The following is a 23576-nucleotide window of genomic DNA, read 5'->3' on the forward strand; positions in this document are numbered from 1 at the left end:
CTGCCAGGCCATCGGGTTACAGCAAACCCTCTTGCGCGCGCAAGCCGCGCTCACCCAGGAAGAAGTGTTCGATAAAGGGATGTTTGACCTGGATGATGTCTGCGCGCGCGCCGCTGGCGACCACCTGCTTATCCGCCAGCACCGCAATCCGGCCGGACAAGGCAAACAAGGTATCCAGATCGTGCGTAACCATCACCACAGTCAGGTTCAGATGCTGATGCAGATTTTTGATCAGGCTGACAAAGGATTCCGAGCGGTCGGGGTCGAGGCCGGCGGTCGGCTCATCCAAAAACAAAAGTTTGGGATCCAAGGCCAGCGCGCGCGCCAGCGCCACCCGCTTGACCATGCCGCCGGACAGATTGGCCGGCATCTTGGCGGCATGCTCTGGCCCCAGTCCGACCATGTCCAGCTTGAGCAAGACCAATTCGCGGATCACGCTCTCCGGCAGGCTGCGCAATTCGCGCAAAGGCAGGGCGACATTCTCAAACACGGTCAGCGCGGAATACAAGGCGCCATGTTGAAACAACATGCCCCACTGCTGGCGGATGTATTGCAATTGGGCGCGGCTGGCCTGCTGCAAATCAATATCAAACACCTTGACCGTGCCGGATTGCGGTTTTTCCAAGCCCAGCATATGGCGCAGCAAGACCGTTTTGCCAGAGCCGGAGCCGCCTACAATCGACAGAATTTCCCCCTCAAAGACTTGCAAATTCAGGGCGCGGTGCACCACCATGCTGCCGAAGCGGGTATGCAGATTCTCAATCTGCAAAATAGTCTTGGCGGTTTGCATCAGAATATAATCCCCAGGCCACGGAAAGCGACGGCGAAAATAGCGTCCGCAAAAATCACAATCGTAATTGAGGTCACCACCGAGGAAGTGGCGCCGCGCCCCAGGCTATCGGTATTCGGTAAAATCCGCATGCCGAAATGACAAGCCGTGAGGCCGATCAAAAAGCCGAACACCACGCCCTTGGCCAGCCCCAGCCAGTAATTTAACAGCGGCACCGATTCACGCAGTTTTTGCAGGAAAAACTCCGGGGACATATTTAACTCCAGATACGCGGCCAGCATGCCGCCGCCCAGGGCCGCCATATCGGTCCAGATCACCAGCAGCGGCATGGCGATCATCAAGGCCAGCACCTTGGGCAAAATCAGGCGGAAACCATGCGGAATCCCCATCACCAGCATGGCGTCCAGCTCTTCGGTGACGCGCATGACGCCAAGCTGCGCCGCAATCGACGAGCCGGAACGGCCCGCCACCAAAATCGCCGCCAGCATCGGCCCCAATTCGCGGATGATGGCGATGCCCAGCATATTCACAATAAACGTATCCGCGCCGAAATTGCGCAATTGCTGCGCCGAGAGATAAGACAGCACGATGCCGATCAAAATCCCGACCAGGGCGGTAATGCCCAAGGCCTGAAAACCGGCGCGATACACATTGGCGGAAATTTCCTTCCACGGCCCGCGCCAGGGTGCGCGCAAGAAGCGCAGCAAATCCAGTGAAAATTGGCCGGCCATGGCGATAAAACCCAGCACATGCTGGAAAAACCCCAGCACGCGCGCGCCCAGCTTGTACACAAACCCATCATCCGTCTTGGTTTGCGGCGGCAATTGCAGAGCAGCCGCCTGCTGCAGATGCTCGAAAATAGCTTCCTGTCCCTCGCCCAGAAGCAAACGCGGCGGGCGCTGGCGGCCCCAGACTTGCCACAGCAGTTGCGCGCCGATGTGGTCAAACTCGACAATCCCGCGCAAATCCCATTCTTGCACCCGGGCCGCCTGCTGCGTCAGGCGGGTTTGCAGGTCTTGCCATTGTTTGCCGCGCGCCAGACACTCCACCTGCCAATGCCCATGCAGACGCAGACAGCCCCCTTCCAGCTGCCAGCCGGCCTGCTTGAGTTGGCTGGCGCGCATCATGCGGCAAGATGGCGCGCCTGACGCACCTGTCCCGAATTGCCTTCCGGGGCTTGCCGCCGCGCATGATCGCGCCCCAGCAAAAGCGCGGCTTCATTTTGCGGCATGCCCAATTCCTGCTCCAGATAACGCAACACCAGGCCGGCCAGACGCTCCAGCGCAATGCGGTGGGTGGCGTCGGTGTTGGCGAACAGCCAGCGCGAAAAGCGCATGAAATTGGCGAATGGCGACTCGCCCAGCAAGATGCGCAGGCTGTTGGCGAAGCGCCCGGAATTGGCCACCAAATCCCAATAGCGCGCAAAGCGCACCAATTCCTGCATTTCCAGAAAACTGATGCTGCCGGTAGCCTGGATCGCATATGGCGGCAGCGGATCAAACACCAGGCCGAATTCATCGGTATGGCGGATGATGGGCGTACCGCGCAGGCGTTTCAAAATGCCGAATTGAATTTCATCCACGCCCAAAGACCACAGACGATCAAAACCGGCGGCAAAACTGGCCACATCTTCACCCGGCAGTCCGGCAATCAAATCGACATGCAAATGGGCCTGACTGTGCGCCGCCAGCCAGGCCAGATTGGCGCAGGCTTTGTCATTGTCCTGTTTGCGGCTGATGCGCGCCTGCACTTGCGGATTAAAGGTTTGAATGCCGATTTCAAATTGCAGCGCGCCGGGCGGAAAGCGCAGGATGGCGGTTTTCAGGGCGTCCGGCAAATGGTCGGGCACCAGCTCAAAATGGGCATACAGCGGATCTTCCGGGTGTGCTTCGATCTTATCGAGGAAGAATTGCAAAATCGCCAAGCTGGTTTTGATATTCAGATTGAAGGTGCGGTCAACAAATTTGAATTGGCGCGCGCCGCGCTGATATAAATCTTCCAGCGCGGCGAGAAACCGCGCCGTCTCAAACGGCCAGGCGGTTTTATCCAGCGCAGAGAGGCAAAATTCACATTTAAATGGGCAACCGCGCGACGCTTCCACATATAAAGTGCGCTCGCGGATATCGCGTTCGTCGTAATACGCATATGGCAGCGCCAATTCCGCCAATGGCGGCTGCGGCCCGGCGTGCACCTTCATCAAGGGTTGCGGGCCATGCAAAATCTGGCGGCACAGCGCGACAAAGCCGGTGTCGCCCCAGCCGGTGATGACGTAATCCGCCAGGCGGGTGATTTCCTGCTCCTGGGTCTCATGCGATACTTCCGGCCCGCCCAGCACGATTTTGATGTGCGGCGCAATCCGTTTCAGCAGCGCCACCACATGTGTGATTTCTTCCACATTCCAGATATACACGCCAAAGCCGATGATGGCCGGCGCATGCGCCAGCAAACGCTCAACCAGATCGGCGGCGCGCGCGCCGATGACAAATTCAACAATCCGGGTTTGTTCTTGCAACTCTGCCATGTTTGCATAGAGACAGCGCAAGCCGAGAGAGGCGTGGGCGTAGCGGGCGTTCAGGGTGGTCAGCAGAATGGTCATGGCAGGCAGGAAAAAGTCGCAGCCGGTATTTTACTTGCAAGGCGCATTGCTTGCTGCGTTTATGCAAGCCTGCAGCAAACGTCTTGGCGCACTCGGGCATGGCCGCTTAGCGCGCGCAGCTGTGCAGATTGGCGCAAAACCTGCGCTCTGTAGTATACAATCGACGCGAGCGCCAAAGTGCGCAGTCAATCCTGATAATCTGGGCTAAACCGGGGCCAATGTATGACGCAAATCTTGCAGCACATAGCCGGCGCGACGCTGGCAGCTGACGCGCGCGAATACGCAGCGCCGGAAGCCGTCGCTCCGGCATCTGAAATTGAACGCTTGCATGCGGAAAATCGCCAATTACTCAAGCAAATAGATGAATTGGTGGAACAGGCGGCATACAACCATCAAGTGATGTGCAAACATCAAGCCTTTGATCTGGAAATCGTCGGCGCTTCCAGCTTCCCTCAGCTGGTCACCAGTATTTTGCAAACCCTGCCGCAAATCTCCAAGCTGGATAACATCAGCCTGAGTCTGCTTGACCAGGATGCGGACATTCACAATGTGATGCAAAACCTGGGGGTGGATTTTGAGCAATTCCCGAATTTGATTTTTGTCGAAAGCGCGCAGGACCTGGGGCCTTTCGATGCGCATGAGGGCGCATGCAAGCCGCATCTGGGCGCCTATGAGGAAGCGCTGCACGCGCATTTATTTCCCGGCGCAGAACTGCCGGCCAGCGTCGCCGTCGTGCCCTTGCTGCGCAACCGCAGCCTGATCGGCAGCTTGAACCTGGGCAGCGCCGATGCGGCGCGCTTTTCCAGCGAATTGGGCACCGATTCGATTGAACACATGGCGTCTATCATTGCGATCTGCCTGGAAAACGTGATCAGCAATGAGTTGCTCAAATACATCGGCCTGACCGATTCCCTGACCGGCATTTATAACCGGCGCTATGTGGATCGGCGCTTACTGGAAGAAGTGGCGCGGGCACGCCGCACCGGCTACCATTTTTCCGCGATGTATATCGACATCGACCATTTCAAACATGTGAATGACAGCGTGGGCCATCTGGGCGGCGATGAAGTGCTGCGCGAAGTGGCTGCGCGCATCAAGGCTGAACTGCGGCAATCGGATGCGCTGGGCCGTTTTGGCGGCGAGGAATTCGTGGTCTTGCTGGTTGACGCCGATATGGAAAGCGCGCGCAGCGTGGCCGAGCGAATCCGCAACAGCATGGAGCGCAACCCCTTTGTGCTGTCCACCGGCATTTCCCTGCAAGTCACGGTCTCGCTCGGGGTCGCCACCTTGATAGACGATGAAAATGACAGTGTGGAACAGCTGTCCATGCAATTGCTGGCCCAGGCTGACCATGCTTTATATGAAGCCAAGCAGAGCGGGCGCAACCGGGTTGTCAGTTTTCAGTGACGCGCCGGTTTGAATCCGCCGCTGCGGCGCAGCTTTGCGCTTACAATCAAAACCGGCGCTGCTGGGCCAAACAGGGTTTGTTGTGAAAAGCTTGCCCGGATGCAACCTCTTGGGTGTATGATCAACAGGCGGCGTATGCCTGAATACACCGGGCAAGGCAGTATTGCCGACAGATAAAATATGCTGAACAGGGAGCTTGGCCTGACAGCCTGCCGGGGTTAGAGAATCGTAGCGAAAAATCTGCAGGGCGAGGATTGATTTTGCCGGTATTGCAGCATCAATAGAAAAACTATTGATCAAAAAGGCGCGGAAATACAATCCAATCTGCTGGTTTTGCAGTAGATTTTTTAAGTCCGATCAGTTGCCAGCCCGATTGCTGTTGCAAGGAATGAAGCGACGATGCCACTTTCAACTCCGGAAGCCAAAACGCCAGATAAGCTGATTGCAGAAGCATGGGCTTGTTTGCACCGCGACAGACGGCAGGCGCAACGCCTGGCCGATGTCGCTGTTGAGCTGTGCCGGGAACAGGGCAAAATGCGCGAATTGCTCTCGGCGCGCACGGTTGCGCTGGCCTGCACCGCGTTTGCCGTGCCGACCCAGGGCTTGTTGCCGCAAATGGAAGAACTGGCGGAAGAATGCCGGGTGCAATCCGACCGCGACAATTTGTGTTTGATCCGCGCCGCCACCGCGCGCCTGCACTGGCGGCTCGGGCAAGGGGAATTGGGGCGCGCCATTTTCCGCGAAGAGATTGAAAGCGTGCTGGATCAGCTTGATGAACGCACCCGTTTCAATGTTCTGCTGCCCTGCAGTATCTGCTTTTTCGGTTTTGACACCCTCAGCATGATGCGCCTGGAATACAGCGCGCTGGAGCTGGCCACCCGTTTCAACGATCCGGTGTGCCGCGCGCGCGTGCTGGGCAGCCTGGGCTCCACCCACGTCACCTATGGCAATTATGAGCATGGCCTGAAAGTACTGAACGAAGCGCAGCACTTATCACGCCAATTGCAGATCAGCGATTACATCGACAATATCAATGGCAACACCCTGCTGGCCTTGATCGCGCTGGGCCGCATGGATGAGGCGCAGCAACAGGCTGAACAGTGGTTGAGCGAACGCGGCCACCAGTTTGATAATTACAACTCGCTGTTTTCTTATTCGCTGGCAATTTACATCCTGAGCGAGCAAGGCGAATATGAGCGCGCCGGGCAATACATCGCGTATTGCGACCAGCAATTGGCCAGCATCCGCGCCGCCGGTGAAATCGATGCGTTTCAAGACACCCTGCTCAATCTGGGCTGGGCGCATGGGGCCTGGCTGCGCAGCCAGGGCCGCTATCAGGAAGCGATTGCGCGCATCAGCGCTGACCGGCCATATTTTGAACTGTGCCAGGATCTGTTTTTCCAGGTTCACGCCTGGCAGGAATTGGCGCACTGCCACGCCGAACTCGGCCAATGGCGCGAAGCCTTTGCCGCCCATGTCGAATACAACCGCCTGCAAAGCCAGTTGCTGAATGACGCCAACGCCACCCGCATGCATTCGCTGACGATAGAACATCAAGTGTATGACGAACAGCAGGCGCGCCAGAAAGCTGAAGAATCGACCCGCGCCAAATCCGATTTCCTGGCCAATATGAGCCACGAGATCCGCACCCCGATGAACGCCATCATCGGCATGTCGCATCTGGTGCTGAACACTGAGCTTAATAACAAGCAGCAAGACTATGTGTCGAAAATCCACCGCGCCGCCATGTCGCTGCTGGGCATCATCAACGACATTCTGGATTTTTCCAAGATCGAAGCCGGCAAGGTCGATCTGGAGCAAACCCCGTTCGCCCTGGAAGAAGTGTTCGCCAGCGTGGCGGCGGTGACGCGGCAAAAAGCGGTTGAGAAACAGCTGGAATTCTCCCTGCATCTGCCGGAGGGCGTGCCGCGCCATTTGCAAGGCGACCCCTTGCGCCTGGGGCAGATCCTGATCAATCTGGTGAATAATGCGATCAAATTCACCGAGCGCGGCGATGTCGAACTGGCCTGCATGCTGCAAGGCGTCAAGCAAGGCCGCGCCAAGCTGATGTTTTCCGTGCGCGATTCCGGCATCGGCATGAGTGCGGAACAACGCGCCAAACTGTTCAAACCCTTTTCCCAGGCGGATGACTCGACCACCCGCAAATACGGCGGCACCGGCCTTGGCTTATCGATTTCACAACATCTGGTGGGCCTGATGGGGGGCAAAATCACCGTCGAGAGCGAACCGGGCAAAGGGGCGAACTTCCATTTTTCGATTGAATTGCCGCTGGCGGCGGAAAGCGAAGTGTCCGAAGTCTTGCCGCCGGTCTTGAACGGGGCCAGGATTTTAGTGGTGGACGACAGCCGTCTGGCGCGCGCCATCCTGGTGGAAGCGCTGCAGGCGCTGCCGGTGCGGGTGGATGCCGCCGCCACCGGCAAAGAAGCCCTGTTGGCGGTGCGCGCGGCAGATGCGGCGCGCGACCCCTTCCTGCTGGTGTTGACAGATTTGCAAATGCCGGAAATCGGCGGCATCGAACTCACACGCCGCATTTGCAGCGACGACTTGCTGGCGGTCAAACCGAAAATCGTGCTGGTCACATCCTACGACCGCGATGATGTGCAACGCGAAGCGGAAAGCGTGGGGGTCAGCGGCTTTTTGTTCAAACCCATCAGCCGTTCGCTGCTGGTGGACACCCTGGTTTCTTTATTCGCCGGCCGAGTGCCGGCGCAACGCAGCGCCCCGCCGCCGCGGGAGAAAAAGGTCGAGGCGCCGCAGCGCATTTTCGATGGCGCCCGCGTTTTGCTGGCCGAAGACAATGACATCAACCAGCAAATCGCGGTCGAACTGCTGGCCAGCGTTGGGGTGCAGGCGGATATTGCGAATAATGGACAGGAAGCGGTGGACAAGGTCTTGCGCGCCGACGTACCGTATCAATTGGTCTTGATGGATTTGCAAATGCCGCTGATGGACGGGCATGAAGCCACGCGCATGATACGGCGCGACCAACGCTTCGCCCACATTCCCATCATCGCCATGACCGCGCATGCGCTGGCCGATATCCGCCAGCGCGCAATGGAAGATGGCATGCAGGACTATCTGACCAAGCCGGTGAATCCGGATCAGTTATATGAAACGCTCAAGCGCTGGCTCAAACCGGCAAGCGCGGCAACTCCCAGCCAGGCGCAACCCGCTTCTGCGCTGGCGCCCGCCGCCGCGCCTGTGCGCGCTCCTGCTCCCGCGCCCGCTCCGGCACCCGTCCCGGTTTCTGCGCCGGCGACCCCGCTGGCAGCGCCAATGCCGGCGCCGGTGCAAGCGCCTGCGCCCGCCGCGCCGCTTGCCCCTGCCGTGACAACGCCGCCGGCGGCAGCCGCGCCGGCGCCGCAAGCGCATACGCCTTCAGCGGCGCAGACCGAAGTGCGCCTGCCGCATATCGAAGGCTTGGATTGTGAAGATGGCTTGAGCCGGGTCAATCAAGATCCGCGTTTTTACTGCCAGCTGCTGGAGCGTTTCCGTATCTCGCAACGCAAACTCAGCCTGCAAGTGCGCCAGGACTGGGCGAATGGCATGAAACAAGATGCCGTGCGGCGCGTCCACAGCTTACGCGGCGTGGCGGCGAATATCGGCGCAATGAATCTGCAAAAACGCGCTGAAGCGCTGGAAATGTATATGAACAGCTGCCACCAGCAAAACCCGCAAGACCGGCTGTGGCTGCAACATATGCAGAATATGGAAAATGCGCTCAAGCAATTGCTGGACGGCCTGGATGCGCATTTCGACCCCGACGGCTCGCTCGACAAAGGCGCCGTCAATGCGCACGCCAATCTGGCCCAGCTCAAAAGCATGCTGGCCGAAGACCGCGCCGATGCGGTGTATTTCTTTGAGAACGTCAAAACCAGCCTGGAAACCCTGCTTAACGCCGATCAGCTTGGCAGAGTCGCCAACCATATCCGCCAATTTGAATTCGAGGACGCACACCGGCTGCTGGCCGCCTGTCAGACTTGACAAGGCCGCCGGCCCAGCCGGCAAAGCCCGCCCGGAGCATGCCGGCGCCATGCTGGCAGTAAAACAACACTGGATAAAAACAGCTGTTTATTTATACAGTAATGTGCTACTGTAAACCCTATCGCATCCATGCACGCAGCCATGAATGTCGTAACTGATCCGCTGCGTACCTGGAGGCATCGCCGGCATTGACGCGGGCCACAACACAGCGCCCATGATTCCGCCGGCCTTGTTCAACCTTGACCAGTATTCCAGTGAGATCGCCATGACAGATTTGCCGCTCGACATCCATGCCCGTTTCAACCAGGCGCAAAACCGCCCGCCGCTGCAATGCCGCATTGGCCGCCGCACCCTCAGCCTGCGGCGCGACTACCGTAAGCGTTTTTACAGCGTCAATCCGCTGCTGGACTGCGGCGCCGGGTTTGAACGCGGCCATCTGGAAATTCTGCTGCTGGGCCGCTGGCTGCTGGAGCTTGGCCGCGCAGACTAATGCCGGGCGCAGGCTGCCTGAGCATTACGGCCAATGACGATTGAATTTGATTTCCGATTGCTTGATCCAGTGTTGCCCCCGGTCGGCGCAGCATACTCCCAGGACCTTGCTTGTGCTGCGCGCAGTTTGGCGCAGCTTTTTTTTTGCTTTTCGCATACGGCGCATGTGAGGGAAATATCCGAAACTTTGTGCGCCGCGTCCGCTGCATGAATCATGCACAGGCTTAGTGAGGCGCAAGTCAAGAAAAAAGAAATGAAATCAGCCGCTTCCCATATCCCTTGCCCACTTCCCTGCTCTCCTCAATCTTCCGCAAGCACAGAAAGCAGCATGCGCGACTTGCCGCAGCAATACAGCAGCGCCCATGGTCTTTGCAGATTTTCCCCAATTCATGCAGGCGCTCCCGATGCTCGTGCAACGGCGCAATGGTTTTGCGCAGCCTGAGAAAAATGCGCAGGTGCGAATCCGCCACATGGCGGCTTGTTTCTCGCATAAAAAAATAAACAAACCCGGCTTGTGCCGGCCTGGCAGGCGCATATCGCAAAAAAGCAAGCTGATACACAACACGCAGCATGCCGATTTGTATTCACTGCCGCCTTTCGCTATGCTGAACAACATTCCCGGCCAATCCTGCAATCATGAAACGCTGCCAACATCCCGACCATCCACATTGCACCCAATGGGTGCTGCCCGGCGCGGCGGTATGCGGTGCGCAGCATGTGCAGCCGCAGCGCGAGCGCGCCTTGGAGCAGGCGGCGCGCAGTTGGCAAGCGCAAGCCTGGCAAGGTCAGCGCGCACAGTTGCGGGTCTCGGGTTTTGATCCGCGCGCGGCTGGCGGGCGCCAGAGCATACGCTTGCATATCCTGGGCATTCCGGCGGCGCCGCAGGGGCATATGCAGCTGGTGGCGCGCTCTGAATTGCTGGCCGGCGGAATTGCGCATTTGCGTTTTGACGCCGGCGCGCATGGACAATGGCAACCGCAGCTGCTGCAGTTTTCTTCACACGGCAAATTACACGGGCAATATGCGATTGAAGTCGAATTGCAATTGCAGGCGCAGGTGGTGCGCCGCTGGCGCGGCGCGCTGGTGATTCTGGCCCCGCGACGCGACGCCAGCTTAGCGCAAATCCATCAAAGCTATCTGTCCACCCATAAAAATGTGCGCATCCACGCCGAAGATGGCGCGATCGCCAATTTGCAAGGTTTGCTGGCGATGCCGGGCGCGATGACGCTGGAGCTTGAGGCGAAAAACGGCGCATTGGCGCAATTGGACATGCAAGGCGCGCTGGCTGCCGAGCCAAGCCCGACCGGGCTGGCGCAATTGTCATGGGATGAGGATTTATTCGAGATTGAAGCAGCGCCGCTGGCGAGTGCGCCGGCCCGCGCGCAAGCCTGCATCTGTTTGCACACCCCCGGCCTGGTGGCGCATGTGCGCCTGTTTGCGCAGGATGAATTTGTGCTGGGCCGCTGGCAAGCCGGGCCGGCGCAACAGCAGGCCGACCTCCGTTTAGCCCCGTTTGCCGCCGGCCATCCGCAACTGGATGGCATGGCGCGCCGCATCAGCGCGCGCCATGCGCTGATCCGTGCGCGTGAGAATGGCTGGGAGATTGAGGATGTGTCACGCTTCGGTTTGTTGCTGGATGGCCAATGGCCGGGGCGCCATCAGGCGCGCACACTCAGCGCTGGCATGCGGCTGGAATGTTGCCACAGCTTTCCCGGCCTGCTGCAATTGGAAGTGGCGGCGCTGACGCCGCAGCTGCTGGTGCTGCAGCGTTGCGATGCAGGCCGCCTGTATGAATGTTTTTATCTGCTGAAACCGGAAACCCGTCCCGCCACCGAAAGCAAAATGCCGGCTGGATTGCCCTTGCTGTTTCATGAGCAGCAAGGCTTTTGGCGCCAGGATCAGCACAGCGGCTTGCGCCTGCGTCTGCTGCCGGGGGCCTTGGCGGCACAGGCCGAGATCAGCGATCTGGCCCCGGCCAGTGTCTTGCACGCGGCGGCGTATCCCTGATGCGTCTTAAGCAACACGCTGCAAACTGAGCACAAAACTCACCCCATCCGCCTCATTCTGCGCCACAATCGCGCCGCCCATTTTCGCCATATAAGTTTTGGCGACAAATAAGCCCTGTCCCCGATTGCCATGCGCGGCGGCATCCAGCTGATCCGAGACGCCATATTCAAAAATCTTGCTCAGCATATCCTCTGCGATGTGCGGCCCTTGATTGCGGATTTTAATGATGGCGGTGGTTTCGCTGGCTTGCAGGCTGATTGTGATTGCGCTGCCCGGAACCCGGAAACGCTCCGCATTGCGCAGCACATGTGTCACCACGTCTTCAAGCGAATATTCATCGGCGCGCACCGGCAAAGCCTCACGCTGTCCCTGATATTCGATCTGGCCGATGCCGACCATGGGCGCATTCGCCGCCACATGCTGTAAGAAGGCCGCCAGATCGACTTCATCCAAGGCCAGCACGGTGGTTTGAAACGCCTCGCTGGGCGAGGCGCTGCCATACAGGACACGCAAGGCTTGCTGCATGCGCAGCAGATAGCGCCGGCTGGAATCGTCTTCTGCACTGTGCAACACCAGCAAGGATTGCAGCGGGGACATGATTTCATGCCCGACCGCATGCCAAACCTGTTTTTCCTGCTCGGTGCGGATGGCTTCGCGCTCAACATCTTCTTTCACGCGCCGCAACAAATCATGCAGACAGGAAGCCAGGATGCCCATTTCATCATTGCCGCGCAAATCGGACATGGTGAATTGCTGCAAGCCGCCGGCTCCTTTGACTGATTTCGATAAGGAACTGGCGCGCCGGGTCAAGCCGCTGATGCGCCGGATTAAGCCGATTTCAATCACCAGCCAGGCCAGCATCAAGGCCAGCATCATGGTTGAGACAAACCACACCATGCGCGAAGCCGTCGCCACCAAAACCCGGTTGGCGCTGCGCACATCGCCTTGCAGGAAAACATCATATTGATGCAACGGGGTGCTGATTTCATCATGCGCCTCCAACTGCATGCTGTGCACTTGAATCGGCAAGGCATGCACCAATGGCGCAAGCCAGGCAAACGGCTCCGGTTCTTCTTCAAAGCGGCCTGCGGTTAAAAACAAATCTTTGCTTTCGCCTTTTTTGCGCACCTTTAAAATCTCGCCGGGCAGTAAATGCTGTTGCAGATCCTGCAATATGAATGGCGGGTTGCCGCGCACCGCCGCGCTGTCAAAAATCGGATTGAGCCGGTCTGGCCCCAAGACTTGCACCCGCACTGCGATCTGCTGCAAATCAGGCGGCGGCCAGTGTGGCCGGCGGCGCTCTTGCATGGCGTTGAATAAGGCTTCCTGCAGCGGCGGCAAGGGCAGGCGCAGTGAGTAAAACACATTTTTCTCACAATCCGCCCCCAGTCCGTCCCGCTGCACGGGATTGCACTCTGCTTTTTGCCAAATCCAGCCGCGAAATTCCTTCACCGGACGGGCGTTGAGTTTGCCCTGATCGTGCGCCCAAAAACCGGTCAGACGGCCGCGCGCGCCGTTTGCCCCCGGCTCTGCTTCAAACGGGGCCAGCCATTCATAATCGCGGCCACGCAGGCTGACTTTGACGCGCACCCGGTGTGCAGCATCCCACTGCATCGCGCCGCGCGTGCGCTGCACCAGGCCGGTGCTGTTGAATTCGCCGGCGATATACAAAAAACTGCCGGCATATGGATTATTTCCGATGCCGGCGCACAAGCCATTGCTGACGCCGTATTGCCGCATACAGCCGGACAGGGCAATCGCCTGCTGCACCTTGCCCTGATCATCAAAATCCAGCGCGGCGTATGGCAGCAGCCAGGGGTAAAGTTGCGCTGCGTTGGCTTGCTCATTGCCGGCCCAGGGGTTGAGCAGGGCCAGTTGCCCGGCGGGATGGCGTAAGGTGGCGCTGATTTGCTTGCGGGTTTTGTCAAAGCTGCGCTGATAGCTTTCATAACTGAGCTGCTTTTCCTGCTGCAAGATACTGAGCGCTAAGGCGACGCTGGCCAAGGCCAGCAAGATGAATGCACTGCGAATCAAGATCCGCAAGCGGAATGAGGCTATCCATTGCCAGCCCCGGCGCGCCTGCTGCGGCAGGCCTTGCCACAAAGTACGCATCAAACCCGTCCCTGATCCACCCAGCGGAAGCCGCGCATCGGCACATTTTCTATCGCCGCAAAATCGCCATCGATTTCACGAAATGCTTCGCGGATGGTGGAAACATGTTTGCGGATATTGTCGCGGTTGCGGCCACTCTTGACGACTTCAAACAAGTCTTCGTAAGACACCACCTGGCCGCGTTTTTCATACAGCACGGTGAGGATGCGCTGCGCGGTCAGCGGCAGATTGATGCGTTGCCCGCGCCAGGTTGGATTGCGCTGGCGCAGCGGATCGATTTCCAGGGTCTCGCGGCTTTGTTCTTCTTTGCGTGCGGCATCGGCGTTTTTGTCGCGCCGGTCTTTCACGGCGCGCAGCATTTCCAGCACGGTTTCGATGAAGTCGTCTTCGCTGAAGGTGGTTTTTTGCAGATAATCCCAGGCGTCCAGCGCCTTCATGATGGAGCGGTAAATGGTGGCGGGCATGGCCGAAACCACCAACACCGGAATCGGCCAGGCGCGACTTTGCGCCAATTTATTGATGGTGTTGATGATGGCCACGCCGGCATGACGCTCGCGCCCGAGTTCGATATCCAGCAAGACCAGATCATATTCTTTACTGAGCAAAGCGCTTTCCGCATCATCGCGGGAAAACCATTGCTCCACCACGGCGCCGGGACGCGCCGCCTCCACCCAGGCTTTCAGCTGATTGCTGGTCGGGATATCGTCTTCAATAATGGCCACACATGCCATGCTGCTCTCCTGGTTCATGGCGCGCGCCATTCCTGGCTCAAGTATAGCCGCGCCACGCTGGCCGGCGCGCGCGCGTGAGTTTTTCTTCACACAACGGAAGCAGGAGCGGCGCAGCCAGAAGATTTGCATCTGCGCACGCGCTTGAACCCTCTGTCGATTCCAAGCGATCATACTGTCCTGGCGCGAACCATCAGTCCGGCAGACTGAACGACTGCATGCGCCAGACATTCAAGCGGCCAGCCTGGCCGCTGCAGGGAGAGGCGGGATGGGAAACACACTGCAATCAGCTTTCAAAAAACTCAAACATCAATTCCAGCAAAGCGGCGCCAGTCTGCGCCGGTGCATGTCGGGTTGCGGCCGGATCAGCGCATTCCTGGCCAGCCGGCTGCTGCGCAACAACAAGCCGGTTTTATGCAGCGCCTTGCTGGGCGCGCTGCTCTATCTGGCATACACACACCCCGAGCAGGAATCGGTGCGGCCTGGTGAAGTCGTGTTGCGCGTGAATCGATTGAGCGGCGCGGTGGATTATTTTGAGGCGGGGCGCTTTATCTGGCTGCCGCTGATTCATGAAGCGCGCCGTTATCCGGCGCGCGATCAAATCTACAGCCGGCATCATGCCAGCCATGGCGCGCCATGGTTCCAATCTCAGGATGGCCAGGCGCTGGCGCTGGATTTATCGATCCGCTATAAATTGGATCCGGGCCGGCTGAGTGCGCAAACGCCGCACAATATCAGACACGGGCTGGTGGCGCCGAAAGTGGATGAAGTCATCAGCACGACCCTGGCGCGCTACGCCTTGCATGAGATCATGTCTGACAAGCGGGCCGAAGTCGCCCGGCAAATTGAGCAGCAATTGCATATCAAGCTGGCGCAGGAGGGCGTGATGCTGCGCTCGATAGCGCTGGGACAGGCGGATCTGGCGCCGGGGTTGAAACAGGAAATGCGCGCCCAGCTCAGCCATGATCTGCGCCACAACATGCAGCGCACAGCGTTGCGGCCCCAGCCTGAGACGATCAAGCCGGCGCCGCGCCACCGCGTGTGAGGCCGGCGCGCCAGCCTACCGGGAATAGCAGATGGGGACGACAAATCAGCCGGCTGCGGATAAATATTGCGGACGGATCAGGCGCTTTGCTGCAGCGACAACATGCGCTCGACGTAACGGGCAATCAAATCCACTTCCAGGTTGACGCGCGCGCCGGGACGCAGATGCTGCAAGGTGGTGACGGCGATGGTGTGCGGGATCAAATTGATGGAAATCAGACAGGCGCCGCTGTTTTCATCCAGCACCCGGTTGACGGTCAAGGACACGCCATTCACCACCACACTGCCTTTGTAGGCGAAGTACTTGGCCAATTGCGGCGGGGTGCGGATGATCAACTCGTGCGATTCGCCGACTTGCGCAAATTTTTCCACCACGCCCAAGCCATCCACATGCCCGGACACTAAATGCCCGCCTAAGCGCTCCGCCAGGGTCAGCGCTTTTTCCAGATTGACCGGGCCGGGCTGGTCCAGGCCGCAGGTGCAATTCAGGCTTTCACGCGAGACTTCGACGGCAAAGCCATGCGCCTCTTTGCTGATCACAGTCATGCAGGCGCCGTTAATCGCAATCGAGTCGCCCAGGGCGACATCCGATAAATCCAGGCCGCCGGCATGGATCTGCAAGCGCACGCCGGCATTGGCGTCTGCGCCACATGGGGTCAGGCTCTGGATTTGGCCAACAGCGGCGACGATTCCGGTAAACATAATGCTCCCTTTTCAAAACGCAATCCGCGCATTATGTCATGCCACAGGCGCCTGCTGCGCTTCGGCCAGTGCGCGCAAACGCAGATCGCGCCCCAGCAGGCTGCTGTCAAAAAAGGCGAAGCGCTGGCTTAACGGCAGATCTGCCAAGGCGGCCAGCGCCGGCAAGGCGAACATGGGTTGTCCCTCGCCCAAAATATCCGGGGCCAGGTACAGCAATAATTCATCGATGCAAGCCGCGCGCAACAAAGAGGCATGCAATTTATTGCCGGCTTCAACATGCACTTCATTCAAGGCGCGCCGCCCCAGCTCCTGTTTCAGCGCGCGCAAATCCACTTTGCCGTGCGCATCCGGCAAGTACAAGGTCTGCACCCCGCGCGCGTGCAATTGCGCCAGTTTTCCGGCATCCGCTTGCGCATACGCCAGCAGCGGCGGCTGCCGGTCTTGCGCCTGCGCTTGCAAAATTTTGGCCTGCAACGGGATTTGCAAGCGGCTGTCGATGATGATGCGCTGCGGTTGCCGCGCCACCGGCAGGCTGCGCACCGTCATTTGCGGATCATCCGCCAGCACGGTGCCAATGCCGGTCAGGATGGCGCAGGCGCGTGCGCGAAACGCATGCCCATCGGCGCGCGCTTGTGGCCCGGTGATCCATTGACTTTGGCCGTCCGGCAAGGCGGTCTTGCCATCCAGGCTGGCCGCCATTTTCAGACGGAACCAGGGCAAACCGGTTTGCATGCGGTGTAAAAAACCGCGATTGATTTCTTCCGCTTCCGCTCGCAGCAAGCCGCATTCGACCGCCACGCCGGCGGCCTGCAGGCGCGCCAATCCTTGTCCGGCGACTTGCGGGTTGGCGTCGGGACATGCTGCGACCACGCGCGCGACGCCGGCGGCAATCAAGGCGTCAGCGCAGGGGCCGGTGCGCCCGGTATGGCTGCACGGCTCCAGCGTGACATAGGCGGTGGCGCCGCGCACTTCAAAGCCGCGCGCGCGCGCATCCTGCATGGCCTCGATTTCCGCATGATTCCCGCCCGGCCGCTGAGTTCGGCCCAGACCTATAATCTGTCCCTCGCGCTGCAGTACGCAGCCTACGCGCGGATTCGGAATGGTGTCATTGGCGCATTGCCCGGCCTGTTCCAGCGCCAGACGCATATAGTCAAGATCTTGCATCACGTTTGCCTGCAATAAAAAACGGCCAGTATGACTGGCCGTTTGAAAAAGGAAAACAGGAATTTTATTTACCTTGCCAGCATGCTTCCACCGACATCGTCGGGCTGCCCTCCAAGGTTTTGCGTCCAGTGTGGTCGATCACAAAAGTCTGACACAGCGGCTCTTTGAAATTCGAGACCGGCGTCGCTTTCAGCGTGTACGAGTTAGCCATGGGATTGACCAGTGTGATTTGATATTTGGCGACCCCGCCTTTCGGCGACTGCTGAAACGGTAAAACCGGGGTATTGCCGCCTACCAGATACGTGCTGTTCGCAGCCATCAGCTGTTCCATGAACAATTGATTTTCGTACAGCACGGCGCGCGCCTCATTACGCGCTGTGCGCTTGACCGAGGCGGTGTAGCTGGGAAGGGCGACCCCGGCGATGATCGCAATCACCATGACCACAATCATCAATTCAATCAGGGTAAAGCCCTGCCTTTTCTGCATTTGCATCATTCCTGCTCCTGTCATCAGTAACCGATATTGACTTCACGCCAACTGCGCAGCGGCGGGCGGCAATAAGGACGGACATTCATTTCCTGCGTGGTGCCGTCCATGCGGTTGATCACCAATTTGCGCGTGGTGCTTTGGCAAGACGGGCTGGGGCAAGGGGCCTGACCTGCGCCACCGCATTGACAGGCCGGTTGGCCGGGTTTGCCACATGGCGGCGGATCAACTTTCTTGAATACGCCGCTCGCAGCAACCGTGCCGCCGGTCTTTTTACCGATGACGCCAGCACGATCGCTTTGGTTGATCACGCCATCGCCATTGGTGTCCATCACCGCATCAGGATTACCGCCACCGTTGAGGAAGTTAAAGCCGTACAAGCGGGAATCGCCGCCGGAAGCACAGGGATCAGCCACCGGATCGAGCGTGGTCAGCCAGAACGTGGTGTCGTCGGTGATGAATGGCTCACCGATACCGCGCTCGCCTGCGCCCTGGTTCAAATCAGCATACCAGCCGCGCACCGTCGCCCAGTCAATTTCGCCGACTTCGGTCAAATCGCCATTTCTGGCCACATCTTTTACCGCAACCCCGCCGCTGGCAGCGTCAGCCACCAGCTTATGTCCCTTCAAAATCGTGCTGCGCGAACCGATGATTCGGGTGGAGGCGACATCTTTGATGCCGCTTTTATCCCAGATGCCATAGGCAGATTGGCGCGAGGTGCTCGAACCGTCTTCCGTGTCAAAATATTTGCCGGTGGCGAAATTCACCATATACCCGCCTTTCGGGTGATAGCCCAGAGCCGGGCGCAAGGTGATCGGCTGGATTTCGTTATTGTCATTTTTGGCCGTGAATAAAGGCTCGCCCTCAAACGCCACCTTCCAATTCGATGCGCTGGCGTCTGACAAATCAAACTTCCACAGATTGCCTTGCAAATCGCCAGCGTAGGCGGCAACCGCTTCACGGTCTTCGTTATACAGAATCGCCGGGGTGGAAAGTCCGTTTGGCGTGCCTTTATTGCCCGTATCGAGCTTGGCGATGGTTTCGCCGGTGAAGGCGTTCAGCACGTACAAAACGGCGCGGTTATTGGCGCTTTCATAGCCATTGCCGACAATCACACCCCATGCGCCATTGCGCATCTTGGCGACGGTGCTCTTACCCAGCACATGTCCCAGATCTGAGATGTCTGCATTGCTCTTTTCCCACAACACATTGCTGGCGCCGAGCTGGTTGGCGCCGCTGGCGTTGGCAGGCGCAGTCACATCCAGTGCAAACAAGGCCTTGGCGCCCGCCCCGGTGGAGCCGAGCAACAGAGTGCGCCATCCGTCATTCGCTTTGAAGGCGTCGGCTTCAACCAGCTGCCCATCCACAAAATAGCGATGTGCGTAATTGGTTTCCGTCAATTTTTTCAAATTCGGATAGACCGCATTCGGCACATAGGCGAAGGCCTCAACGCCGGTGTTGGCATTGAATGCATGCAACATACCGTCATTTGCACCAACATACACCATCGGCGTGCGTGTTTGTTTGGATGCTTGGAAAGTGCGATACCCGCCCATGTTTTGATAGGCGAAATTCGCATCTTTGACATACGCTGGGGAAGAATTGACGATGTCGCCAAGTTTGTGCGGACGGTTACGGAATGTGCCGTTCTGACTTCTTTCCTTGGCGTTATTGCCGCGCAAATACTCCAGCACATCGCTGCTGTTGCCCAGTGCGGTTTTCTGATCTGCGCTCAAATTGGCCCATTGGAATGGAACCGCCTTGGCTTGCGCCCGATCCCAGGTCAGGATGTTGCGTGCAGACCAGGCTGGAATCAGATTTTCCGCCTGCCAGGCGACTTGCGCAGTGACAGCGCCATCCACCACGCGGCGCGCTTTGAGCGAACCGGCCCAGGAGCCTGATTCAAAGCCCGGCACAAAAGCCAAACCATCGCCGCTCATTGTGCTGCTGAAATTCAACGCCACAGTGGAAGCCGCCGCCTGTGCTTTGGAAATATCTTCCAACGCGGCAATCAAACCATCGCGGAAGGACTTGGGATTGCGGGCGCTGAAATACAGGCCATGACCATTCACAGCGGCATGCCATAAATCATCCACTGCAGTCGGCGTATTTTGGTTGACAGGGTTGGGCCAGAATTTATTCACGCCGGCTTTCAGTGCCGCCGTGTCCGTTGGGAAAGTCAGCGTGCCATTCACCCCAAGGCCAACGGTGTATTGCGTAATATGCTGCCAGAAGGCCTCATCGGTGCTGGTGGACGGCACATTATTGGCCAAGTCAGAACGCAAATCTTTTTTCCAGTAATACATGGCCACGTCGGCCAGCGTGTTGGACGCCTCGCTGCGGTAGTAGGGGCCGGCCTTGCTGGCGACATATTTGTATTTCACGCCTGTCTGGGCGTGGGTATATTCTTCGCCATCCGTGTTATCCGCCTCGCTTGTGCCCGAGGTGGTGGCGGCGTCGCCATTCCAATAACCGTCTGTCATCAAAATGTGATATGTGCGGCGGCAGGACAATTCAGTCGAATTCGGTTTATCCGGCTCTTCGGCCCAGGGGCTGCCATTGTTTTTTGCGCGGCTGAAATACTTGCCGACGTCATCCATCGCACGCCGCAATGGCGTACCGCCGCCTGGACGGGCGGCAAACAGGCTGTTATAAAAATTCGTGCGCGCGACGCCGGAAAAATCACGCACCGGCAACATCACCGTATTCGCATCCACCCCGTCAACTTTGTTGCCTGAGCTGTTGATCTGACCATAGCCGACCCGCTGATTGCCTTCCAGATCAGCAAAAGCCTGCGATGTGCCAGCGATTGCGGTGTAAATCCGCTTGCGGTAATAGGTATACCAATTGGCAAAGTTCTTAATTTCCTCATCATAGGTGCATACTGCGCCTGCGCAGTCGCTGCGGTCTGCGCCTTTGGGGCCGAATTTTGCTTCATTGCCAGGTTCTATGACAACTTTTTCATACTTGTTGTTTACTCTGTTAGCGTAAAACGCCATATAGCGCTTACCGCCATCAGATCGGTCAATCAAATTGACCACTCCCGTTTCCAAAGGATGCAGGCGCGCCGCTGAGGGATTGCTGTCCGGCATATATGTGCGATCAGCTTTGACCCATGGTTTATAGAGCACATTCGGATCGTAGGCCATGCCGTTGTAAGCCGCATTCCACATGCGCAAATTGACCGCGAGGAAAGATCCGCCCCAATTGTTCGGGTCCAGATGATCAATCAAGGTATTGCCCGACATGACTGCGGTGCTATCCGGGATAAAGTTCCAATCCATCGACCCGGAATCATCCAGCGTGAACATAATGTTCGGCCTCGGCTGTGAAGCGAGAAACAATGGGGATTGGGCAATCGCGGCATGCGCCCACTGGCTTTGTCCGCACAGCGCCAACGATAGCGCCAGGGTGCGCCAGACAGTTTGCTTGGCTTGTCTTTGCTTCATAGGGGCCTCACTCAAAGGAGTACGATATAACTTTGCAAAATCACAACCGAGGTATTGCGGGCGCCAACGCCTCTGGCCGTGATACGCAATTGCTCTTTTTGATCCTGCGGGTTGACGGTGCTGACCACCGGATCCATCAATTCCACCATGCAGCGCGGCCGCTCCGCCGCCAGCATGACATTATTTAACTGCGCTTCTGAAGCAGAAATTGGAACTGCGAATGAATTGGCGCCGTTCCAGTTGGCCGGGATTTCCCAGTATTCCTGAAATTTGTTGGCGGCAACCTCCACCGGCCCGCGCGGCAAAATCCGCACCAGATGAACCTGCCCCTGCTGCAGCAATACTTCACAGCTGCGCAAGGCTTGCTCTGCCGCCTGGAAAGCCAGATTCTGGCTGCGCGAGTTGGCCGCCATTTTTTCTTCCAGCGTGATATTGCGCACAGCGCTGACGCCCAGCAACATCATCACCACCATAAAAATCAACACCACCGGCAAGACCACGCCATGTTGTTGATGTTTCAAGCTGTATTTCATATCTCTCCCCTTCAAGGCGCCGGGGCCGGTCGTGCCGCCAACAAAGATGTGCCGGAGTTGTTGCGCACCGCAAACACATTGCGCAATATCAAACGCATACGCTTATCTTCAAACGTCCTGCTGCGTCCACGGCAATCCACCAAGGTCTGCTTGGTGGGATTGGTCAGGTTCGGGCTGACAATCTGCAAACAAACGCCAACGCTGACCACATCCTTTAATGGCGGGTAGCCGGTTTCCGGGAAACCCGGCGAAGCCGGCGAACGCTGCAGCGCAACAGCAACTGAATCGGTGTACATATCCGCAGTGCGGTCATCGTCGTTTGGCGTGGTGTTAATGCCATAGGTAAACACCATATCCTCGACATTTTGCATCACAGGTTGCGGCGTGGGGTTGCCATTGCCGGCGCACATCAGTGAGGGGAAGGGATCCGCATTATTGCTTTTCGCCAGATAAAAACGGTTGACCACGAACAAATTGCCGCGCGCATCGGCTGCCGCCTGTTGATTATTGCAATCCGTACCAATGCCAAGCGTAGGATTCGGCGTATTGTCCACCCGATATGACAATTGCAAAGCGGCCGGCGCATTGGCAGCATTGGCGCAGGTGGCATTGCCAAGATTCGAGGGCGTGCTAAATCCGCCGTCACACCCCATCAAGCCAGGCGCTTGCAGATCAGTCCGCAAGCCGCCAATAAAGTAGCTGGTCGGCTGGCCATACCAAGCCTGTTTAATGCTTTTGCCGATCAGGAACATGGCGGTGCGGCCATCTTCCTGCATGCGCGAATTATCATCCTGCTGCCGGTTGCTGGAACGCCCGCCCAGATACAGGCTGACCACAAACAGAACAATCAGCATGCCGATGGTCAGGGAGATCATTAATTCGATCAGGCTGAAGCCAGCGGTTTTATGATGAGCAAGCTGTAATCTCATGGAAACACCACCGTGACAAAACAATGCACATTCTTATATTGTGCTGGCACCGCACCATTGCGGCAATTTACGTCATTGGCCTGACTGGTGCGATCCACCTCCGGCTCCTGATAATAGACACGAACCACATAGCCGGACACCGAATTGCCGGAAATTTCCCCCCAACCGCCAGGAATGCCGCGCGCCAGATTCAAGCGCCATGCATAGACATCGAATGCCGCCATTTGCGCCGGCGTGCAGTTGGATGCGGCCTGATCGCAACGGGTGGCCGGGGCCGCCGGCTCACCTGGCGCATAGTTGGTTTGCGCCAGATTGTAGGAGCCGGCCCGCACCGCAGCGATATTGCCGCGCATGCGATCCGCCATTTCTGCGGCATATTGGCTGGCCAAACCGTGGTAAGCCGCCACTTTTTGATAGCGCAAACCGGTGATTTGCAGGCCGGCCAGTCCAATTAAACCAAACGCGGCGATCACCAGCGCAACCATGACTTCCACCATACTCACGCCACGTTGGGCGCGGCGGCGGCGGATTGGATCAATTACATGCCGCATTGTCATTCACCCCTTGCAAAACACGCACCCGGCCAGTGCGGCCAATGCAAACCTGGCGCTTGGCCTTGGCATTGCCGGACACCGAGTAGTTGAATTGAAATGCAGGATTCACCGCCCCGGCAGCCTCGCCCATTGCATTGAAGGTCAATGACGAGAGATTGCCTTGTGCATTCACATTTTGCGGCAGCACATCCTGCCTGTACAAAATCGTATCGCCATTGTCAAACACACCTACCGTGGCGGGCGCGCTGCTGCCTTCTGCAAACACGATCCAGCCGGCGTTCCAATTGGTGCTGCCATTACTGCACTGAGGCGCTGCATCATTCGGTTTTTCAGAGCGGCAGATTGTCACCAGACGGCTGCGCTGCACCGCCTCTGAACGGGCCAGGGTCATTGCGCCAATCATGTCATTGGCATGAGTCGAAACTTTGCTATCGTTCAGAAAGCCCGCCATATTGGGAACGCCGACGGTCAGCAAGAGCACGGTGATCAAGACTGTCACCATAGCCTCAATCAGGGAAAAACCTGCCTGCGTATGGCAGGCAGGCCGGGATGGAGCGCTCAGTCGCCTTCGCTGCTGATC

At 58.1% G+C, this 23576-nt stretch carries 20 protein-coding genes; 5 read left to right on the forward strand and 15 right to left on the reverse strand.

What is annotated here, in order from left to right:
• Window positions 1-16 precede the first annotated feature (16 nt).
• Genes V8J88_RS18255 through V8J88_RS18265 form a run of 3 tightly spaced genes read right to left on the reverse strand, consistent with a single transcriptional unit; the run spans window position 17 to window position 3386 of the window.
• Window positions 17-790 (reverse strand): ATP-binding cassette domain-containing protein, encoded by a 774-nt coding sequence (locus tag V8J88_RS18255; RefSeq protein WP_338845661.1) that lies wholly within the window; start codon window positions 788-790, stop codon window positions 17-19.
• Window positions 790-1917 (reverse strand): ABC transporter permease, encoded by a 1128-nt coding sequence (locus tag V8J88_RS18260; protein WP_338845662.1) that lies wholly within the window; start codon window positions 1915-1917, stop codon window positions 790-792. The genes V8J88_RS18255 and V8J88_RS18260 overlap by 1 nt, the downstream gene beginning before the upstream one ends.
• Window positions 1914-3386, reverse strand: coding sequence for a DUF4080 domain-containing protein (locus V8J88_RS18265; RefSeq protein WP_338845663.1), 1473 nt, complete (start codon window positions 3384-3386; stop codon window positions 1914-1916). The genes V8J88_RS18260 and V8J88_RS18265 overlap by 4 nt, the downstream gene beginning before the upstream one ends.
• A gap of 222 nt (window positions 3387-3608) precedes the next feature.
• Here V8J88_RS18265 and V8J88_RS18270 point away from each other — a divergent pair, with 222 nt between their 5' ends.
• Window positions 3609-4793 carry a DUF484 family protein gene (locus V8J88_RS18270; protein WP_338845664.1) on the forward strand — a complete coding sequence of 395 codons (1185 nt, stop codon included), beginning with the start codon at window positions 3609-3611 and terminating at the stop codon, window positions 4791-4793.
• Here the strand turns inward: V8J88_RS18270 and V8J88_RS18275 are convergent.
• The gene (locus V8J88_RS18275; protein ID WP_338845665.1) at window positions 4743-5111 is read right to left on the reverse strand and encodes a hypothetical protein; all 369 of its coding nucleotides are present in this window, start codon (window positions 5109-5111) and stop codon (window positions 4743-4745) included. The two genes, V8J88_RS18270 and V8J88_RS18275, sit on opposite strands and share 51 nt — an antisense overlap.
• A gap of 81 nt (window positions 5112-5192) precedes the next feature.
• Between V8J88_RS18275 and V8J88_RS18280 the strand changes: the two genes are divergently transcribed.
• Window positions 5193-8798, forward strand: a complete 3606-nt coding sequence (locus tag V8J88_RS18280) for a response regulator (RefSeq protein ID WP_338845666.1) — start codon at window positions 5193-5195, stop codon at window positions 8796-8798.
• Window positions 8799-9012: 214 nt separating this feature from the next.
• Window positions 9013-9288: a hypothetical protein gene (locus tag V8J88_RS18285; protein ID WP_338845667.1), complete on the forward strand. Its 276-nt coding sequence runs from the start codon at window positions 9013-9015 to the stop codon at window positions 9286-9288.
• Between the two features lie 238 nt (window positions 9289-9526).
• Here V8J88_RS18285 and V8J88_RS18290 read toward each other — a convergent pair whose 3' ends face one another.
• Window positions 9527-9859 carry a hypothetical protein gene (locus tag V8J88_RS18290; RefSeq protein WP_338845668.1) on the reverse strand — a complete coding sequence of 111 codons (333 nt, stop codon included), beginning with the start codon at window positions 9857-9859 and terminating at the stop codon, window positions 9527-9529.
• Window positions 9860-9923: 64 nt separating this feature from the next.
• On the opposite strand from V8J88_RS18290, the gene V8J88_RS18295 reads away from it, so the two are divergent.
• Window positions 9924-11294, forward strand: coding sequence for an FHA domain-containing protein (locus V8J88_RS18295; RefSeq protein WP_338845669.1), 1371 nt, complete (start codon window positions 9924-9926; stop codon window positions 11292-11294).
• A 6-nt stretch (window positions 11295-11300) separates the two neighbouring features.
• Here the strand turns inward: V8J88_RS18295 and V8J88_RS18300 are convergent, their stop codons facing one another.
• On the reverse strand, window positions 11301-13406 hold the full coding sequence (locus tag V8J88_RS18300; RefSeq protein ID WP_338845670.1) for a HAMP domain-containing sensor histidine kinase: 2106 nt from the start codon (window positions 13404-13406) through the stop codon (window positions 11301-11303).
• The gene (locus V8J88_RS18305; RefSeq protein ID WP_338849922.1) at window positions 13406-14137 is read right to left on the reverse strand and encodes a response regulator; all 732 of its coding nucleotides are present in this window, start codon (window positions 14135-14137) and stop codon (window positions 13406-13408) included. The genes V8J88_RS18300 and V8J88_RS18305 overlap by 1 nt, the downstream gene beginning before the upstream one ends.
• 265 nt (window positions 14138-14402) lie before the next feature.
• On the opposite strand from V8J88_RS18305, the gene V8J88_RS18310 reads away from it, so the two are divergent.
• Window positions 14403-15179 carry an SPFH domain-containing protein gene (locus V8J88_RS18310; protein WP_338845671.1) on the forward strand — a complete coding sequence of 259 codons (777 nt, stop codon included), beginning with the start codon at window positions 14403-14405 and terminating at the stop codon, window positions 15177-15179.
• A 77-nt stretch (window positions 15180-15256) separates the two neighbouring features.
• On the opposite strand, the gene V8J88_RS18315 is transcribed toward V8J88_RS18310, so the two are convergent.
• The 8 genes from V8J88_RS18315 to V8J88_RS18350 form a co-directional block, all read right to left on the reverse strand.
• Window positions 15257-15880, reverse strand: coding sequence for a riboflavin synthase (locus V8J88_RS18315; RefSeq protein WP_338845672.1), 624 nt, complete (start codon window positions 15878-15880; stop codon window positions 15257-15259).
• A gap of 36 nt (window positions 15881-15916) precedes the next feature.
• A complete protein-coding gene (gene ribD, locus V8J88_RS18320; RefSeq protein ID WP_338849924.1) occupies window positions 15917-17044 on the reverse strand; it encodes a bifunctional diaminohydroxyphosphoribosylaminopyrimidine deaminase/5-amino-6-(5-phosphoribosylamino)uracil reductase RibD in 1128 nt (375 codons plus the stop codon).
• Between the two features lie 64 nt (window positions 17045-17108).
• On the reverse strand, window positions 17109-17540 hold the full coding sequence (locus V8J88_RS18325; protein ID WP_338845673.1) for a type IV pilin protein: 432 nt from the start codon (window positions 17538-17540) through the stop codon (window positions 17109-17111).
• Between the two features lie 14 nt (window positions 17541-17554).
• On the reverse strand, window positions 17555-20980 hold the full coding sequence (locus V8J88_RS18330) for a PilC/PilY family type IV pilus protein (protein ID WP_338845674.1): 3426 nt from the start codon (window positions 20978-20980) through the stop codon (window positions 17555-17557).
• An 11-nt stretch (window positions 20981-20991) separates the two neighbouring features.
• On the reverse strand, window positions 20992-21513 hold the full coding sequence (locus V8J88_RS18335; RefSeq protein WP_338845675.1) for a PilX N-terminal domain-containing pilus assembly protein: 522 nt from the start codon (window positions 21511-21513) through the stop codon (window positions 20992-20994).
• Between the two features lie 11 nt (window positions 21514-21524).
• The gene (locus tag V8J88_RS18340) at window positions 21525-22442 is read right to left on the reverse strand and encodes a PilW family protein (protein ID WP_338845676.1); all 918 of its coding nucleotides are present in this window, start codon (window positions 22440-22442) and stop codon (window positions 21525-21527) included.
• Entirely contained in the window at window positions 22439-22999 is a 561-nt protein-coding gene (gene pilV / locus V8J88_RS18345; RefSeq protein ID WP_338845677.1) for a type IV pilus modification protein PilV, read from the reverse strand. The genes V8J88_RS18340 and pilV overlap by 4 nt, the downstream gene beginning before the upstream one ends.
• Window positions 22977-23498 carry a GspH/FimT family pseudopilin gene (locus V8J88_RS18350; RefSeq protein WP_338845678.1) on the reverse strand — a complete coding sequence of 174 codons (522 nt, stop codon included), beginning with the start codon at window positions 23496-23498 and terminating at the stop codon, window positions 22977-22979. The genes pilV and V8J88_RS18350 overlap by 23 nt, the downstream gene beginning before the upstream one ends.
• Window positions 23499-23576: the final 78 nt, after the last annotated feature.

Source organism: Massilia sp. W12 (genome assembly GCF_037300705.1).
Taxonomy (GTDB): Bacteria; Pseudomonadota; Gammaproteobacteria; order Burkholderiales; family Burkholderiaceae_D; genus JACPVY01.

What these genes read in the sequence shown, in the direction of transcription:
- V8J88_RS18290 (WP_338845668.1), bottom strand. Translation starts at nt 9,859, where the DNA reads ATGCTGCGTGTTGTGTATCAGCTTGCTTTTTTGCGATATGCGCCTGCC.
- V8J88_RS18255 (WP_338845661.1), bottom strand. Translation starts at nt 790, where the DNA reads ATGCAAACCGCCAAGACTATTTTGCAGATTGAGAATCTGCATACCCGC.
- pilV (WP_338845677.1), bottom strand. Translation starts at nt 22,999, where the DNA reads ATGACAATGCGGCATGTAATTGATCCAATCCGCCGCCGCCGCGCCCAA.
- V8J88_RS18270 (WP_338845664.1), top strand. Translation starts at nt 3,609, where the DNA reads ATGACGCAAATCTTGCAGCACATAGCCGGCGCGACGCTGGCAGCTGAC.
- V8J88_RS18300 (WP_338845670.1), bottom strand. Translation starts at nt 13,406, where the DNA reads ATGCGTACTTTGTGGCAAGGCCTGCCGCAGCAGGCGCGCCGGGGCTGG.
- V8J88_RS18305 (WP_338849922.1), bottom strand. Translation starts at nt 14,137, where the DNA reads ATGGCATGTGTGGCCATTATTGAAGACGATATCCCGACCAGCAATCAG.
- V8J88_RS18285 (WP_338845667.1), top strand. Translation starts at nt 9,013, where the DNA reads ATGATTCCGCCGGCCTTGTTCAACCTTGACCAGTATTCCAGTGAGATC.
- V8J88_RS18340 (WP_338845676.1), bottom strand. Translation starts at nt 22,442, where the DNA reads ATGAGATTACAGCTTGCTCATCATAAAACCGCTGGCTTCAGCCTGATC.
- V8J88_RS18280 (WP_338845666.1), top strand. Translation starts at nt 5,193, where the DNA reads ATGCCACTTTCAACTCCGGAAGCCAAAACGCCAGATAAGCTGATTGCA.
- V8J88_RS18315 (WP_338845672.1), bottom strand. Translation starts at nt 15,880, where the DNA reads ATGTTTACCGGAATCGTCGCCGCTGTTGGCCAAATCCAGAGCCTGACC.
- V8J88_RS18330 (WP_338845674.1), bottom strand. Translation starts at nt 20,980, where the DNA reads ATGAAGCAAAGACAAGCCAAGCAAACTGTCTGGCGCACCCTGGCGCTA.
- ribD (WP_338849924.1), bottom strand. Translation starts at nt 17,044, where the DNA reads ATGCAAGATCTTGACTATATGCGTCTGGCGCTGGAACAGGCCGGGCAA.
- V8J88_RS18335 (WP_338845675.1), bottom strand. Translation starts at nt 21,513, where the DNA reads ATGAAATACAGCTTGAAACATCAACAACATGGCGTGGTCTTGCCGGTG.
- V8J88_RS18325 (WP_338845673.1), bottom strand. Translation starts at nt 17,540, where the DNA reads ATGATGCAAATGCAGAAAAGGCAGGGCTTTACCCTGATTGAATTGATG.
- V8J88_RS18295 (WP_338845669.1), top strand. Translation starts at nt 9,924, where the DNA reads ATGAAACGCTGCCAACATCCCGACCATCCACATTGCACCCAATGGGTG.
- V8J88_RS18260 (WP_338845662.1), bottom strand. Translation starts at nt 1,917, where the DNA reads ATGATGCGCGCCAGCCAACTCAAGCAGGCCGGCTGGCAGCTGGAAGGG.
- V8J88_RS18310 (WP_338845671.1), top strand. Translation starts at nt 14,403, where the DNA reads ATGGGAAACACACTGCAATCAGCTTTCAAAAAACTCAAACATCAATTC.
- V8J88_RS18265 (WP_338845663.1), bottom strand. Translation starts at nt 3,386, where the DNA reads ATGACCATTCTGCTGACCACCCTGAACGCCCGCTACGCCCACGCCTCT.
- V8J88_RS18350 (WP_338845678.1), bottom strand. Translation starts at nt 23,498, where the DNA reads ATGGTGACAGTCTTGATCACCGTGCTCTTGCTGACCGTCGGCGTTCCC.